Raw genomic sequence first — 15,670 nt, forward strand, 5'->3', positions numbered from 1 at the left:
GGCCGGCGGGCGCCCTCCCCGGCGCATCACTCGTGCGTGGCAATGTCCCGCCGCACGCGCTTGAGGTGCCCCTCCACGTAAAAGGCCGCCGCGTCCTCGTCGCCCGAGACAATGGCCTCGTAGATCAGGCGGTGCTCGGCCACATACAGCCGGATGCGTTCGGCCTCGTAGATACCGTCGTCGCGCAGACGCTGCCATAGCGGCTGGTCCATGCTGCTGGCGACCTCCTCGGCGATGCGCGCCATCAGCGCATGCCCGGTCATGCGGGCCAGTTGCCGATGGAAGAGGCGGTCGCACTCGCTCCACAGCGCCTGCTGCTGCGGATCGCTGATGTCCTGCACGGCGCTCATCTGGTCCAGGTAGTGCTCGGCCAGCGCATCGCGCCTGCGCTGGCGTGCGGCCATGCGGGCCACGGCGGGCTCGATCAGCAATCGGGCCTCCAGGATGCTCAGGGGGCTGAAATCCGCCTGCTGCGCAGCCGTTTCCGACCCCGCCTGCGGCAGCGCTTCCGCCACATAGGTGCCCGAGCCCCGGCGCGTCACCACCAACCCCTCGTTCTGCAGGGCACCGATCGCCTCGCGCACCGCGGGCCGGCTCACGCCCAGCCGCTGGGCCAGATCCCGCTCCGAGGGCAGCCGCGAGCCCGGCGGATGAACACCGTTCGCTATGCCCGCACGGATCTGCTCGGCCACCTGTTCATAAACCTGCTTGGGACGGAATTCGGTTTGCATGGATGTGGTTCTTTTTTCTGACCACCTATCACCGGGTGGCTCGATCCCGAGTCTAGCCTCGCGCCGTAACACTACATGCACGCTTCGCATCGCGGCAGCGTGCATCTTAGGTAAATACCCTGTTGCAATAGTTTTTACAGATCATAAAGTTGATATTGATTGGTAATTTTACAAACCACTCAACAGCAACCACCTGGCCCAAAAAGGCCCTGAACGCCATCAAATGGTTCTTCAGAAACCACTTCCACAACACCACAGGGGGACAGACCCATGTACCAATGTTTGCGGCAGACAGTCCGGCCAGGGCACACGGGGGCGCCATGTTCCTGCTGACCGACCATGGCCTGCAACTGCTTCAGGGGCTGGCCATGACCTTGGGGCTGGCCTCTGCGGCCTGGGTGCTGGCGCTGGCCTGCGGCCTCGTGCTTAGCCTGGCCCGGCTGACGGGGGCCTGGCCATTGCAGTTCGCCGTCACGGCCTTCATCGAATTCCAGCGCAACGTGCCGCCGCTGGTGCACATCTTCCTGTGGTACTTCGGCGTCAGCAGCATGCTGACCCAGGGCCTGCAGGACTGGGCCAACGACCACCACGGCGAGATCGTCTTCGCGGCCATCGCCATCGGCCTGTACTACGGCGCCTATTTCGCAGAGGACATCCGCAGCGGGCTGCGCAGCATCGCGCCGGGCCAGATGGAGGCGGCACGCTCACTGGGCCTGGGACGGCTGGGTGCGCTGCGCCGCGTAGTCCTTCCGCAGGCGCTGCGCGCGGCCCTGCCGGCTCTGGCCAGCGGCAGCGTGATGCTGCTGAAGACCACCAGCCTGGCCATGGTCATAGGCGCCATGGAGCTGACCTATGCCACCAAGGACATCGCCAACAAGACCTTCCGCATCTTCGAGACCTACGGCCTCAGCACCGCGCTCTATGTGACCGCCGCGCTGGGCCTGCTGGCCGCCGCCTCCTGGCTGGAGCGCCGCCTGCGGCCAGGGGAGCGCTGAGCATGGCCGACATACTGCGCGACCACTGGCTGCTGCTGCTCATCGGCGCCTATCCCCACGGGCCACTGGGCGGCGTGGCGGCCACGCTGGCCCTGTCGGTGATCGGCATCGCGCTGGCCTTCCCGCTGGGCGTGCTGCTGGCGCTGGCGCAACTGAGCACGCGCGGCGCGGTCCGCCATCCGGCCATGGCCGTGCGCTATCTGCTGCGCAGCATTCCACTGGTGATGTTGGTGTTCGGCGTCTACTTCATCGCGCCCATGCTGCTGGGGCGCCCGGTGGCAGGCTTCACCACCATGGCCGCGACGCTGGTGGTCTTCCAGTCGGTCTACCTGGCCGAGATCGTGCGCGCCGGCCTGCAGGCCCTGCCGCGGGGCCAGGCCGAAGCCGCCGCCGCCCTGGGCATGGGTTACGGGCTGCGCATACGCCGCATCCTGCTGCCTCAGGCGCTGTCCCACATGCTGCCCAGCATGGTCGGCCAGTTCGTCACCACCATCAAGGATACCTCGCTGGGCTATGTGATCGGCGTGCATGAACTGACCTATGCCGCAGCCCAGGTCAACAGCAGCCTGCTGACCAGGCCATTCGAGGTCTTCCTGCTGCTGGCCTGCATCTACTTCGTGCTGTGCTTCGCGCTCACGCAACTGGCCCGAGTGCTGGATGCCCGACTGGCACGCCGCAGTGCGCAGGGCCGGGCCAGAACGCCGAAGCCGCCGCCTGCCCACCCTCTTCCCAAGGCTTCAGGAAAGGCCACGGCCACGCCATGAGCTCCATGACCGGCAACCCCATCGCCTCCACCGCAACGCCTGCGTCGGCGCCTGCGGCCCCCCCCATGATCGCCATGCGTGGCGTGCACAAGTGGTACGGCGCCTATCACGCGCTGGACGGCATCGATGCAGAAGTCCGGCGTGGCGAGGTCGTGGTGCTCTGCGGCCCTTCGGGCTCGGGCAAGTCCACGCTGATCCGCACGTTGAACCGGTTGGAGCGCATCGACTCGGGCTCCATCCTCGTGGAGGGTGAGGATGTGCAGGGCTGCCATGCCGGCATCGACCACCTGCGCAGCCGCATCGGCTTCGTGTTCCAGCAGTTCAACCTGTTCCCCCACCTGTCGGTGCTGGACAACGTGGCCTGCGGTCCGGCCTGGGTACGCCGCACGGCGCGCGGCGCAGCCCACGAGGCTGCACGAGAGTTGCTGGCCAAGGTAGGGCTGGCGCACAAGGCCGAGGCCTATCCGACCCAGTTGTCGGGCGGCCAGCAGCAGCGCGTGGCCATCGCGCGTGCGCTGGCCATGGAGCCGCCCGTGATGCTGTTCGACGAGCCGACCAGCGCACTGGACCCGGAGATGGTCGGCGAAGTACTGGCCGTGATGAAGGCGCTGGCACGCGAAGGCATGACCATGGTCTGCGTCACCCACGAGATGAAGTTCGCACGTGAAGTCGGCGACCGCGTCTGGTTCATGGACCAGGGCCGCCTGCTCGAGGATGCGCCACCCGAGACGTTCTTCCGCCAGCCGCGCCACCCCCGGGCGCAGGCCTTTGTATCGGACATCCGGCGCGACTGAGACACCCTGGAGCCTGCTCATGGACACCACGACCTCCTCATCCCTCCTGGGCACGGCCGGCCCTGCCGGCACCTTTCCCGTGCTCGACCCGGCCCGCACGGCCCAACTGCTCGGCTACCCGGCGCTCCTCGAGGCCTTGGCCCTGGCGGCCGGCGAATACGAGGCCGGCGCCATACGCAGCCCCGAACGCATGGCCGTTCCCCTGGGCCAGGGGGGCGTGCTGCTGAGCATGCCGGCCACCGCTGCGGACCTGGGCATACACAAGCTGGTCAGTGTGCAGCCGCGCAACGCGCGCCATGGTATGCCTACCATCCACGGCCTGGTCACGGTCTGCGACGCGCCCACAGGTCGGCCGCTGTTCGCGCTGGACGGGCCCGAGGTGACGGGACGGCGCACGGCGGCGGTCACGCTGCTGGCCATGCGCGCGCTGATGGCGCAGCCCGCACGCGAAATCGCGCTCATTGGCACGGGCGCCCAGGCGCGCCACCATGCACAGGCGCTGGCCTGCATGCATCCGCAGGCACGCCTGCTGGTGCGCGGCCGCAGCCAGGCAGCCTCCGAGGCGTTCTGCGGTGGACTGCACGCCATCCATGAGCGCATCGCGCCCATGGCGGGCCCGATTCCCGGCAGCGTGGACGTGGTGATCACCGTGACGACCAGCACCGAGCCAGTCTATGACGAAGGGCCCCGCGCAGGCCGCCTCGTGATCGGCGTGGGTGCCTTCCGGCCAGAGATGGCCGAGATCGGCGCCACCACGCTGGCGGGCAGCATCCTGTTCTCCGACGATCCCGCGGGTGCGCGCCATGAGGCCGGTGACCTGCTGCGCGCCGGCGTCGCCTGGGGCCGCGTGCGCTCGCTGGGCGCCCTGCTGCGCGACGGGCCTGGCGCACCGGCCCCCTTCGTTTTCAAGAGCGTGGGCACCGGCGCCTGGGATCTCGCGGCAGCCCGCGTGGCGGCCCGTGCCCTGCATTCCTGACCTCTGAGACCACACCCTGGAGTCCTGCCATGCCATCCAGAATCCTGCTTTCCCTGACCATCGCGACCATCGCCGCCTTCAGCCCCGGCGCCCACGCCGACCAACTGGCGGACATCCAGGCCAGGGGTGGCCTGGTCTGTGCCGTCCTCGGCATCTTCGAGCCCTTCGGCTACACGGATCCCCAGAGCCGCAGCGTGGCGGGCTATGACGTGGACATCTGCCATGCGGTCGGTCGCAAGCTGGGCGTGAAGGCCGACATCCGCCCAGTGGCCGACGAGGCGCGGATTGCCGAACTGCAGCGCGGCCACGCCGACATCCTGGCCGCAGGCCTGGCCCATACGCCGCAGCGTGCCGCGCAGATCGACTACTCCCATTCCTACTACAGCAGCCGCAATGTGCTGGCCGTCAACAGCCAGCGTGGCTACCGCAAGACCGAAGACCTTGCCGGCAAGCGCATCAGCTACGTGAAAGGCACCATCAGCGAGCCCTTCATCCGTGCCGCCCTGCCCACCGCCCGGCCCGTGGGCTACGACGACATTTCCACCGCGTTCACCGCGCTGCTGCAAGGCAAGGTCGAGGCCTTCAGCACCTCGGAAGAAGCCGTGCGCAAGCTGGTCAACAGGCTGGGTCCTGATGCCTCGCGCTTTGCCGTGCTGGGTCCGCCCATCGGCAACGAGCTGTGGAGCATCGGCGTGAAAAAGGGAGAGAGGCGCTTGCTCGATGCCGTGAATGCCGCACTGCAGGAGATGGAGGCATCGGGCGAGATGCAGGCCATCTTCGACAAATGGCTGGGCGCGGGCACGCTCTACGGCATGGCGCGCTCATTCACCGTCAGGCCCATACCATGAGCGGCGGCATCCATGGCGGCCCTGTCCGCGTGCTGGTGGACGGCGCAGCGCAGGGCGAGCTGCTGCATGCCGACACGGGGCTGAGCTTCTGGGGCGGCGTGGACCCCGCCACGGGCCGGGTGATCGACAGCCACCATCCCCTGCATGGCCAGTGCCTGGCAGGCCGCGTGCTGGCCCTTCCTTCGGGCCGGGGCTCGTGCACGGGCAGCAGCGTGATGATGGAGCTGATCCGCTCGGGCCACGCGCCTGCGGCACTGGTGCTGGCCGAGGCCGATGACATCCTGACGCTGGGCGTGGTGCTGGCGCAGATGATGTATGGCCGGTCGCTGCCCGTGGTCTGCCTGGGCAGCCACGCCTTCTCGGCCCTGCGCGGCAGCGGCTTTGTGCGCGTGGACGGGCACCGGGTGACGGCCCATCGCGGCAAGCCGGATGACGGCTTTGCGGCGAGAGGTCCGGCGGACGACACGGACCCGCCGCAGGACAGGCTCAGGCTGGACGACGAGGACCGTGCCATGCTCGAAGGCCGGCGCGGCAAGGCCGCGCAGATGGCCATGCGCATCGTGGTGCGCATGGCCCGGCTGCAGGGCGCCAGGGAGCTGGTCAGCGTCAGCCAGGTCCATATCGACGGCTGCATCTACACGGGCCCCTCCAGCCTCGAGTTCGCGCGGCAATGGGTGCAATGGGGGGCGCGCATGGCCGTTCCCACCACGCTCAATGCGATCTCGGTGGACCAGCGCCGCTGGCGCGAACTGGGCGTTGCCGCCGCGCTGGGAGAGCCTGCCGGCGCGTTGGGCGAAGCCTACATGGCCATGGGCGCGCGCCTGAGCTACACCTGCGCACCCTATCTGCTGGACACGGCACCTGCCGTCGGTGAGCAGATCGCCTGGGCAGAGTCCAATGCCGTCGTCTTCGCCAACAGCGTGCTGGGTGCCCGCACGCTCAAATACCCGGACTACCTGGACCTGTGCATCGCCCTGTGCGGGCGTGCACCTCTGTCGGGCTGCCACCTGGACAGCCACCGCCAGGCCAGCCTGCGCATTGCTGTACAGCGGCCCGCGTCGGCCGACGATGCCTTCTATCCGCTGCTGGGCTACCACGTCGGGCTGCTGGCGGGCGGGCGCATTCCGCTGATCACGGGCCTGGAGGATGCCGCCCCGGGCCGGGACGATCTCAAGGCCTTCTCGGCGGCCTTCGGCACCACCTCAAGTGCGCCGCTGTTCCACATCGCCGGCATCACGCCCGAAGCCCTGCATCCCGAGGACGTTGCGGGGCCAGAGTGCGCCGGAGAGCCGCTTCGCATCGATGGCACGGAACTCGTCCGCAGCTGGGAGGAACTCAACAGCGCCCGCGACGAAGCGGTGGATCTGGTCTCGCTGGGTAACCCGCATTTCTCGCTGTCGGAATTCGCGCGGCTGGCTGTGCTGTGCCAGGGACGACGCAGGCACCCGGCCACGGCCATGGTCATCACCTGCGGCCGCGAAGTGTTCGAGCAGGCGCGGCAGCAGGGCCATATTGCCGAGATCGAGCGCTTCGGCGCCACCGTGCTCAACGACACCTGCTGGTGCATGCTGGGCGAGCCGGTGATCCCGCCTGCGGCGCGTACCCTCATGACCAACTCGGCCAAGTTCGCCCACTACGCGCCGGGCCTGGTTGGCCGCAGCGTGCACTTCGCAGGACTGGCGCAATGCGTGCAGGCGGCCTGCAGCGGCCGCGCCAGCCGCGCCGTGCCGCCGTGGCTATGCGCGAAGGCCGGAGCCGACGTCTCCGAACTCCCCTGAATTCCATCCAATCCGCCGAGGTCCCGCATGCAGCCATCGCGCACCATCAGCACTGTCGAAATCCATACGGGCGGCGAGCCATTCCGCATCGTGACCTCGGGCCTGCCCCGCCTGCCCGGCCAGTCCATCGTCGAACGCCGCCGCTGGCTCAGGGACAACGCGGACGAGATCCGCCAGTCGCTGATGCTCGAGCCACGCGGCCATGCCGACATGTACGGCGGCGTGCTCACGGCACCCGTCACGCCGGGCGCGGACTTCGGCGTGATCTTCATGCACAACGAAGGCTACAGCGACCACTGCGGCCACGGCGTGATCGCACTGGCCACCGCCGCCGTGGAACTGGGCTGGGTGCAGCGCAGCACGCCTGAGACCCGGGTGGGCATGGACGCGCCCTGCGGCTTCATAGAGGCCTTCGTACGCTGGGACGGCAGCCATGCGGACGGCGTACGCTTCATCAACGTTCCCTCCTTCATCCTCCAGCGCGATGTCACGGTGCACACGCCAGGCTTCGGCCCCGTCACCGGCGACATCGCCTATGGCGGCGCCTTCTACTTCTACACCAGCGGCGCGCGCCACGGCCTGGAGATACGCGAGGCCTCGGTCGAGGCCTTGACGCGCTTCGGCGCCGAGGTCAAGCAGGCGGCCAACGCAGCCTTTGCGGTGGTCCATCCCGAGATCCCCGAGATCAACCATATCTACGGAACCATCATCGATGGCGAGCCCCGGCACACGGGCGTGACCCAGGCCAACTGCTGCGTCTTCGCCGACCGCGAGGTGGACCGTTCGCCCACGGGCTCGGGCACCGCCGGCCGTGTGGCCCAGCTGTACCTTCGCGGCCAACTGGGGCTGGGCGAGACCCTTGTCAACGAATCCATCATCGGCAGCCGTTTCAGCGCCAGGGTCCTGGCCGAGACGCAGGTCGGCGGCCTTCCCGCCGTCATTGCCGAGGTTTCCGGCACAGCCCATGTCTGCGGCATCTGCCAATGGATCATCGACGAGCGCGACCCACTCAGACATGGATTCCTGGTCCGCTGAGCCCGCCATGCCATCGCCCGTGGAGCCACACATGAAGAAACCCTTTTCCTTGCCGATCGCGGACCTGTGCACGCTGGCGCTGCATGCACCGGCCATGGCCGACCAGCTTGCCGATATCAAGGCGCGCGGCAGCCTGGGCTGCGGCGTGCTCGACGTCTTCGAGCCCTTCGGCTTCACCGACCCGGCCAGCCGCAGCGTGGCCGGATATGACGTGGACATCTGCCATGCACTGGCACGGCGCCTCGGCGTAAAGGCGCAGATCAAGCCCGTCTCCATCGAGGCACGCATTCCCTCGCTGCAGCAGGGCCACATGGACCTGCTCGCTGCGGGCCTGGCCCATACGCCGCTGCGCGCGCAGCAGGTGGACTTCTCGCTGGGCTACTACGTCAGCGAGAACGTGCTCGCGGTCAAATCCTCCAAGCCCTATGCGGCCACGGCCGACCTCGCGGGCCGGCGGGTGAGCTACGTCAAGGGCAGCATCAGCGAGAACTACCTCAAGGCCGAACTGCCCACTGCCACGCCCATGGGCTACGAAGAAGTGCCCACCGCGTTTACCGCCCTGGTCCAAGGCAAGGTGGAGGCCGTCAGCACCTCCGAGGAAGTGCTGCGCAAGCTCTTTCACAAGCTCGGCCCCAAAGGCGGCCAGTACAAGGTACTGCAGCCCGCCATAGGCCGGGAGGTGTGGGGTCTGGGCCTGCGCAAGGGAGAAGGCAGCTTGCTGCAGGCCGTCAACCAGGCCCTGCAGGCCATGGAAACCGAGGGCGAGATGCAGGCCATTTTCGACAAATGGCTGGGTCCCGCCACGCTGTATGGCATGCAGCGGCCATTCAAGGTCGGGCCGGTGGACAGGCCGGCTGGCAGCTAGGACTTCTTCACCGAAGGCTCGTACGCCAGCTCCATCCGGTAGGCCAGCGCCAGGAACAGCGACTGCGCCAGGGTGAGCGTGCTGGTCAGGGAGCGAAAGCCGAAGGTGGCTGCGTCCTGGGCGAGCAGGGTGACGGTGGCGCGGGATGCCAGGGGGCTGAGCTGGCTGTCGGTCAACGCCAGCAGGCGCGCGCCGCGTGCCAGGGCCGCGTCCACCACCTCCAGCGTTTCGGGCGCATAGGGCTCGAAGGAGACGGCCAGCATCACGTCGCCGGGCGACAGCGCGCGCAGCTCGCCCTTTTGCATGGCGCCCAGGCCGTGCAGCCAGTGCACGGGCTTTTCGGTGTGCTGCAGCGCATAGGCCAGGTAGGCGCCCACGGGGAAGGCCCGGCGCGAGGCGGCCAGCCACAGCGAGGGGGCATCCAGCATGAGGTCCACCGCCGCCTCGAACTGCTCGGGCGGCAGGCCGCGCTGCAGGGCCTGCAGGCTTTCGATGCTGCCTTCGATGACCTCGTGCGCCAGGCGCGCGCTGCTGCGTGGCTCGTTGCCCGAGGCGATCAGGCCCCGGATGCGGTCCTGGTAGTCATGCTGGGCCGAGAGCTGGCGCGCCGCATCGGCGCGGAACAGCGCCTGCAGTTCCGAGTACCCCGAGAACCCGAAATGCTTGGCAAAGCGCACCACGGCAGAAGGCTGCACACCGCACTGTTCGGCCGTGGCCTGGATGCCGTCGAAGGCCAGGCGGTCGCCCTGCATCTCCACATGCCGGCCTATGGCCTTGAGCTGGCGGCTCAGTGCCTCGAAGCCCTGGCGCAGCACGTCCAGGAAGGCAGCGCGGTCGGCGTAAGGGCCACAGGCCGCAGTGGCGCCCGCATCGGCTGGTGTTTTTCTATTTTTCATATTTGTGGAAAATATTTTCTATTTCGATCTATGATCGCACGAACGCAACGATTATGGGGAGGCCCGCACGCCCCGGGCCCCTCGCAACGCACGGGCCTATGACCATGAGCATGCTGAACTTTCCCTCCAACCGTCCGCTGGACGTGGCCTGCCTGGGCCGTCTGGCCGTGGACCTTTACGCGCAGCAGATCGGCTGCAGCCTGGAGGAGGCCGGCAGCTTTGCCAAGTACCTGGGCGGCTCCTCCGGCAACATGGCCTTCGGCACGGCGCGCCTGGGGCTGCGCTCGGCCATGATTTCGCGCGTGGGCAATGAGCACAACGGCCGCTTCCTGGTCGAGACGCTGCAGCGCGAGGGCTGCGACACCAGCCAGGTGCAGGTCGATGCCCGGCGCCTGACCGGCATGGTGCTGCTGGGCATCAAGGACCAGGAGACCTTCCCCCTGCTGTTCGCCCGCGAGGACTGCGCCGACATGGCGCTGGACGCCGCAGCCATCAGCGAGGAATTCCTGGCCCGCTGCCGCTGCCTGGCCATCACGGGCACCCACCTGAGCGCGCCCGGCGTGCTGGCCGCCAGCCGCAGGGCGCTGGAGATCGCGGGCCGCCACGGACTGGTGCGCGTACTGGACATCGACTACCGGCCCGTGCTGTGGGGCCTGACCGGACGGGGCGACGGCGAGACACGCTATGTCGCCAGCGCCGAGGTCAGCCGCAGGCTGCAGGCCGAGCTGGGCCCGTTCGAACTCATCATCGGCACCGAAGAGGAATGGCTGATCGCCGGCGGCGTGGAGGGCGACCTGATCGCCAGCCTGCGCCGCGTGCGCGAATGCAGCCGCGCCGTCTTCGTGGTCAAGCGCGGGCCGCTGGGCTGCTCGCTGATCGAGGGCGAGGTGCCCGATGCGATCGCCGATGCGCCCACGGTGCCGGGCGAACGCGTGGAAGTGCTCAATGTGCTGGGCGCGGGCGATGCCTTTGCCTCCGGCCTTCTGTCGGGGCTGCTGCGCGGCAAGAGCCTGGAGGCATCTGCGGCGATTGCCAACGCCTGCGGCGCCATCGTGGTCTCGCGCCATGGCTGCGCGCCGGCCATGCCCACGCAGGCCGAGCTGGCGCACTGGTTCTCGGGCCACCGCCATCCGCGTCCCGACCAGGACCCCGAGCTGTCCCACCTGCACCGCGTCAGCCGCGCGCGGCCGCAGTGGCCCGCGCTGTGCGTGCTGGCCTATGACCACCGCAGCCAGTTCGACGATCTGGCGCGCGAGGCCGGCGCAGCGCCCGCGCGGCTGCGCCCGCTCAAGCGGCTGATCAACGAGGTGGTGGCCCAGGTCGAGCGCGACCCGGGCAATGCGGGCCGCATGGGCGTGCTGATCGACGGCCGGCACGACCTGGGCGAGGCCGCGCTGCACGACGCCACGGGACGCGGCTGGTGGATAGGCCGGCCCATAGAGCGGCCGGGCTCGCGCCCGCTGCGCTTCGACGGCCCGGACTCGCTGGCTTCCGAGCTGCTGCACTGGCCGCAAAGCCATACCGTCAAATGCCTGGTCTTCTACCACCCCGACGACACGCCCGCACTGCGCGCCGAGCAGGATGCCTGGCTGCAGCAGGTCTGGACCGCCACGCGCGCCAGCGGCCATGAGCTGCTGCTGGAAGTGATCCCGCCAAAGGACACGCTGGCGCCCGACGACCGGGGCGAGGCCGTGCTGCGCGCCATACGCCACTTCTACGACCTCGGCCTCAAGCCCGAATGGTGGAAGGTCGGCACCATGGCGCGCGAGAACTGGGAGGCGCTGGACGCCCTGGTGAACGAACGCGACCCGTGGTGCCGGGGCGCCGTGATCCTGGGCCTGTCCCAGCCCGTGGAGCAACTGGTGCAGGGCTTTGCCCAGGCGCGGGCACCCGTGGTCAAGGGTTTCATGATCGGCCGCAGCGTCTGGGCCGGCCCGGCCCTGCAGTGGCTGCGCAACGAGCTGGACGATGCCGGCCTGCGCGATGCCGTCGCCGCCAACTTCCGTGCGCTGATCGCCGGCTGGGATGCCAGCCGCGTGGAAACCTCCCAGGACATCACCGAAGGAGCTGCAGCATGAGCCTGCTCGTCAAGGCCGCGCCCGGCCGCATCGTCACCGACATCACGCCCGCCAGCGCGGGCTGGAAGCACATCCACTTCAAGGCCCTGAGGCTGCAGGCAGGCGAGCAGGAGGAGTTTTCCACGGGACCGCTTGAATACTGCATCACCGTGCTCACCGGCCAGGTGGACGTGCAGGTCGGCAGCCAGGCGTTCAGCGCCCTGGGCAGCCGCGCCAGCGTGTTCGAGGAGAGTGCGCCTACGGCCGTGTACGTGCCGCCCGGCCAAAGCCTGCGCATCACGGCGCGCAGCCCAGCCGACGTTGCCTTGAGCGCCGCACCCGCCACGGGCCGCCACGCCACGCGCGTGATCGCCCCCGAAAGCATGCGCCGCAGCGTGCGCGGCCAGGGCAGCAACACGCGCCATGTCTGCGACATCCTGCCCGAGACCGAGGCGGCCGAGTCCCTGCTGGTGGTCGAGGTCATCACGCCGGCGGGCAACTCGTCCAGCTATCCGCCGCACAAGCACGACAGCGCCGACCCCGCCGCGCCGGACGCCGAGACCGTGCTGGAGGAAACCTACTTCCACCTGCTCAACCCCAGCCAGGGCTTTGCCTTCCAGCGCGTCTACACCGATGACCGCAGCATCGACCAGGCCATGGCGGTGGAGCATCGCGACACCGTGATGGTGCCGCGCGGCTACCACCCCTGCGTGGCCCCGCACGGCTACGACCTCTACTACCTCAACACCATGGCCGGGCCCGAGCGGCGCTGGGCCTTTCGCAACGACCCCGCGCATGAATGGATGCTGCGGCCGCGCTGACGCACGGCGCAACAGACACCCATAAAAACCACCGGAGACAACAAAATGCTGTTCAACCCAATGGCCCTGCACCGCAAGGCCTGGCTTTCCTGCGCCCTGCTGACGCTGGGCATGGGCACCGCCCAGGCGCAATCCGCCCCAGCCCCCTCCTCCCAGGGTGCGCCAGCCTGGCCCACCCAGCCCGTCAAATGGGTGGTGCCCTATGCACCGGGCGGCACCACCGACGTGATCGCGCGCCAGCTGGCCGTGCAGATGGGCAAGGACCTGGGCCAGCCCGTGGTCGTGGACAACCGTCCCGGCGCGGCCAGCATCATCGGCGCCACGCTGATCGCACGCGCCCCGGCCGATGGCTACACGCTGGGCACGGCCGACTCGGGCACGCTGGCCTTCAACCCCGCCATGTATGCGCGCCTGAGCTATGACGCGGGCAAGGACTTCAGCTACATCGGCGGCCTGGGCCGCATGCCGCTGGTGCTGGCCGTGCATCCGTCCTTCCCCGCGAAGAACGTGCAGGAATTCCTGGCCATGGCGCGCAAGGAGCCGGGCGGCATCTCCTCGGCCTCGTCGGGGCCGGGCTCGCCGCTGCACGTGGCGCTGGAGCTGTTCAAGCAGCGCACGGGCACCCAGATCCTGCACGTGGCCTACAAGGGCTCGGCCCCGGCGCTGCAGGACCTCATGGCCGGCCAGATCCAGTCCATGTTCGTGGACCTGCCGCCCAGCATCTCGGCCATCCGCGCGGGCAAGCTGCGCGTGCTGGCCGTGGCCACGCCCCAGCGCCTGCCCATCCTGCCCGACATACCCACCATGGCCGAGGCCGGCGTGCCCGGTTTCGAAGCCTATGCCTGGCAGGGCTTCGTCGGCCCCGCCCACCTGAGCCCTGCGCTCACCGAGCGCCTGAACAAGAGCCTGGCCACCGCCCTGCGCCACCCCGAGACGCGTGCAAAGCTCGAAGAGATCGGCATACAGCCCATGGAGATGACGCCGCAGCAGTTCGCAGGCTTCGTGCGCTCGGAACAGGCGCTGTGGAGCGGCGTGATCAAGGCGGCCCAAATCAAAATGGATTGAAGCGCAGCAGCGACAAAAGACACTTAGAACAGATTCCGGAGACAACATGACCACCGCATCCCGCCGCCATTTCATCCGCTCACTCGGCGCCCTGGCCGCAGCGCCCGTCCTGCCCGCCGTGGCACAAGCGCCTGCCGGCGCCTGGCCCCAGCGCCCCATCGAACTCATCGTGCCCTTCGCTGCAGGCGGCGGCACCGACGTGCTGGCACGCGCGCTGGCCGAGGTGGCGCGCAAGCACCTGCCGCAGGACCTGATCGTGCTCAACCGCGCAGGCGCCAGCGGCGCCGTGGGCTGGACCGAGCTGGCCAATGCCCGGCCGGACGGCTACAAGATCGGCATCATCACCGTCGAGCTGACCATGATCCCGCACATGGGGCTGACCAAGATCAGCTCCGACGCCCTGCTGCCCGTGGCCCGCCTGAACGCCGACCCCGCCACCATCGCCGTGCGTGCCGACTCGCCCTATCGCAGCATCGAGGAACTGATCGCCGCCGCGCGCAAGGACGAGGCAGCGGTGCGCATCGGCAACGCCGGCCCGGGCTCGCTGGGCCACCTGGCCGCCGCCGCGCTGCAGGACAAGGCGGGCGTGAAGTTCAACCACGCGCCCTACCGCGGCGCCAACCCCGCCGTGCTCGACCTGCTGGGCGGCCACATCGAGGCCGTGGCCGTCACGCCCGTGGAGGTGGCCACCTATGTGGCGGCCGGCAAGATCCGCCCGCTGGCCATCATGGCCGAGCAGCGCATACAGGCCGGCTGGGAAGCCGTGCCCACGCTCAAGGAGCGCGGCATCGACCTGCTCATCGGCGGCTGGCGCGGCCTGGCCGTGCCCCGCAACACGCCCGACGCCGTGGTCCAGACCCTGCGCAAGGCCATGGCCCTGACCCTCAAGGACCCCGTCCTGCGCGAAACCATGGCCAAGCAGAACATGGGCGAGGGCTACCTGGACCAGCCCGAATTCAAGGCCGTGATCGACCGCGACAACGCGGTGTTCAAGCAGTTGGTGGACAAGCTGGGGATCAAGGCCTGAGGGCTCGCCCTCAGCGGATGAACCCTGCCGCAAACGACTCCCGCAGGAACTCCACGAACACCGCCACCGCGCGCGGGACATGGCTGGCGTAGGGGCGGATGGCGAACAGCTGTTCGCCGAAGGCGTCGACGGGCCGCCAGCCGGGCAGGACTTCGCTCAGGTGGCCGGAGGCCAGGCCCGATTGCGCGCTGAAGTCCGGAACCAGGGCGATGCCCAGGCCGGCCAGTGCCGCGTCGCGCAGGATTTCGCTGTTGTTGGCGGCAAAGCCGCCGGTCACGGGAACGACGACGCGCACGCCGTCCACGCCGGCGTCGCGGGGAACGAAGCTCCAGGCCGGGGCACCCTGGGTGCGCGGATAGTGCAGGCAGTGGTGCGCGGCCAGGTCCTGCGGCGTGGACGGGGTGCCGTGCGCGGCCAGGTAGTCCGCGCTGGCCACGAGCAGCGAGCGCGTGGGCGCCAGCGCCCAGGCCACATGGGTTTCGGGCGGCGCCGTGACGTGGCGTATGGCCAGATCAAACCCTTCCAGCGCCAGCGAGCGTATCTGGTCCGACAGGTCCAGCTCCAGCCGGATCTGCGGATGTGCACGCAGGAAGGCCGGCAGGCGCGGCATGAGTTGCTGGCGCGAAAAGGCCAGCGGCGCCGTCACGCGCAGCAGGCCGCGCGGTGCGGCAGCCAGGTCGCGCACGCCGGAGAAGCTGTGGGCAATGTGCTCGAAGGCACCGCGCGTGTCGTCCACCAGGCGCTGGCCCGCTTCGGTCAGGCGCACGCTGCGCGTGGTGCGGGTGACCAGGGCGATGCCGGCCGCGCGCTCCAGCTCTGCCACGCGCTGGCTCATGGCCGCCTTGCTCACGCCCAGGCGCGCGGCGGCCGAGGTGAAGCTGCCCTGCTGCTCCAGCACGACCAGCCAGTGCAGGTGGCTCCACAAGGCCTCGGCCTTGGCATCGGGTTTTTCATTTGCCATGCATGGATTGTTCAGCAAATTGAACAATCAATTCAAGCGCAGCGCCTAGGCAGGCAG

The 15,670-nt window shown here is 69.0% G+C and carries 15 protein-coding genes; 12 read left to right on the plus strand and 3 right to left on the minus strand.

From position 1 onward, the window contains the following. Nucleotides 1–26: 26 nt before the first annotated feature. Nucleotides 27–731, minus strand: coding sequence for a FadR/GntR family transcriptional regulator (locus DTS01S_RS02095; RefSeq protein ID WP_017404017.1), 705 nt, complete (start codon nt 729–731; stop codon nt 27–29). Between the two features lie 320 nt (nt 732–1,051). Here DTS01S_RS02095 and DTS01S_RS02100 point away from each other — a divergent pair, with 320 nt between their 5' ends. From DTS01S_RS02100 to DTS01S_RS02135, 8 genes are all read left to right on the plus strand, one after another. Continuing rightward, nucleotides 1,052–1,726: an amino acid ABC transporter permease gene (locus DTS01S_RS02100; protein ID WP_017404016.1), complete on the plus strand. Its 675-nt coding sequence runs from the start codon at nt 1,052–1,054 to the stop codon at nt 1,724–1,726. A 2-nt stretch (nt 1,727–1,728) separates the two neighbouring features. Further along, nucleotides 1,729–2,490, plus strand: coding sequence for an amino acid ABC transporter permease (locus DTS01S_RS02105; protein ID WP_017404015.1), 762 nt, complete (start codon nt 1,729–1,731; stop codon nt 2,488–2,490). Nucleotides 2,491–2,555: 65 nt separating this feature from the next. Next, nucleotides 2,556–3,284: an amino acid ABC transporter ATP-binding protein gene (locus tag DTS01S_RS02110; RefSeq protein ID WP_026062028.1), complete on the plus strand. Its 729-nt coding sequence runs from the start codon at nt 2,556–2,558 to the stop codon at nt 3,282–3,284. A 19-nt stretch (nt 3,285–3,303) separates the two neighbouring features. After that, the gene (gene lhpI, locus DTS01S_RS02115) at nt 3,304–4,260 is read left to right on the plus strand and encodes a bifunctional Delta(1)-pyrroline-2-carboxylate/Delta(1)-piperideine-2-carboxylate reductase (RefSeq protein WP_017404013.1); all 957 of its coding nucleotides are present in this window, start codon (nt 3,304–3,306) and stop codon (nt 4,258–4,260) included. Between the two features lie 29 nt (nt 4,261–4,289). Continuing rightward, nucleotides 4,290–5,108, plus strand: coding sequence for a transporter substrate-binding domain-containing protein (locus DTS01S_RS02120; protein ID WP_017404012.1), 819 nt, complete (start codon nt 4,290–4,292; stop codon nt 5,106–5,108). Next, nucleotides 5,105–6,886: a cis-3-hydroxy-L-proline dehydratase gene (gene lhpI / locus DTS01S_RS02125; protein ID WP_017404011.1), complete on the plus strand. Its 1,782-nt coding sequence runs from the start codon at nt 5,105–5,107 to the stop codon at nt 6,884–6,886. The genes DTS01S_RS02120 and lhpI (DTS01S_RS02125) overlap by 4 nt, the downstream gene beginning before the upstream one ends. Nucleotides 6,887–6,913: 27 nt before the next feature. Further along, nucleotides 6,914–7,921: a trans-3-hydroxy-L-proline dehydratase gene (lhpH, locus tag DTS01S_RS02130; protein WP_017404010.1), complete on the plus strand. Its 1,008-nt coding sequence runs from the start codon at nt 6,914–6,916 to the stop codon at nt 7,919–7,921. A 31-nt stretch (nt 7,922–7,952) separates the two neighbouring features. Further along, complete coding sequence (locus DTS01S_RS02135; protein WP_017404009.1) at nt 7,953–8,786, plus strand: ABC transporter substrate-binding protein; 834 nt, start codon at nt 7,953–7,955, stop codon at nt 8,784–8,786. Here the strand turns inward: DTS01S_RS02135 and DTS01S_RS02140 are convergent. Beyond that, nucleotides 8,783–9,682, minus strand: a complete 900-nt coding sequence (locus DTS01S_RS02140; RefSeq protein WP_061287267.1) for a MurR/RpiR family transcriptional regulator — start codon at nt 9,680–9,682, stop codon at nt 8,783–8,785. The genes DTS01S_RS02135 and DTS01S_RS02140 overlap by 4 nt on opposite strands. A gap of 104 nt (nt 9,683–9,786) precedes the next feature. Between DTS01S_RS02140 and DTS01S_RS02145 the strand changes: the two genes are divergently transcribed. The 4 genes from DTS01S_RS02145 to DTS01S_RS02160 are packed head-to-tail and all read left to right on the plus strand — an operon-like array spanning nt 9,787 to nt 14,652. Beyond that, entirely contained in the window at nt 9,787–11,760 is a 1,974-nt protein-coding gene (locus DTS01S_RS02145; RefSeq protein ID WP_061287304.1) for a bifunctional 5-dehydro-2-deoxygluconokinase/5-dehydro-2-deoxyphosphogluconate aldolase, read from the plus strand. Beyond that, nucleotides 11,757–12,560, plus strand: coding sequence for a 5-deoxy-glucuronate isomerase (gene iolB / locus DTS01S_RS02150; RefSeq protein ID WP_061287269.1), 804 nt, complete (start codon nt 11,757–11,759; stop codon nt 12,558–12,560). The genes DTS01S_RS02145 and iolB overlap by 4 nt, the downstream gene beginning before the upstream one ends. Nucleotides 12,561–12,605: 45 nt before the next feature. Next, a complete protein-coding gene (locus DTS01S_RS02155) occupies nt 12,606–13,625 on the plus strand; it encodes a Bug family tripartite tricarboxylate transporter substrate binding protein (RefSeq protein WP_082001514.1) in 1,020 nt (339 codons plus the stop codon). 46 nt (nt 13,626–13,671) lie between these two features. Then, on the plus strand, nt 13,672–14,652 hold the full coding sequence (locus tag DTS01S_RS02160; protein WP_016452035.1) for a tripartite tricarboxylate transporter substrate binding protein: 981 nt from the start codon (nt 13,672–13,674) through the stop codon (nt 14,650–14,652). Nucleotides 14,653–14,662: 10 nt separating this feature from the next. On the opposite strand, the gene DTS01S_RS02165 is transcribed toward DTS01S_RS02160, so the two are convergent. After that, a complete protein-coding gene (locus tag DTS01S_RS02165) occupies nt 14,663–15,613 on the minus strand; it encodes a LysR family transcriptional regulator (protein ID WP_061287305.1) in 951 nt (316 codons plus the stop codon). Nucleotides 15,614–15,670 lie beyond the last annotated feature (57 nt).

The sequence above is a fragment of the Delftia tsuruhatensis NBRC 16741 genome (assembly GCF_001571325.1).
GTDB lineage: Bacteria > Pseudomonadota > Gammaproteobacteria > Burkholderiales > Burkholderiaceae_C > Comamonas > Comamonas tsuruhatensis.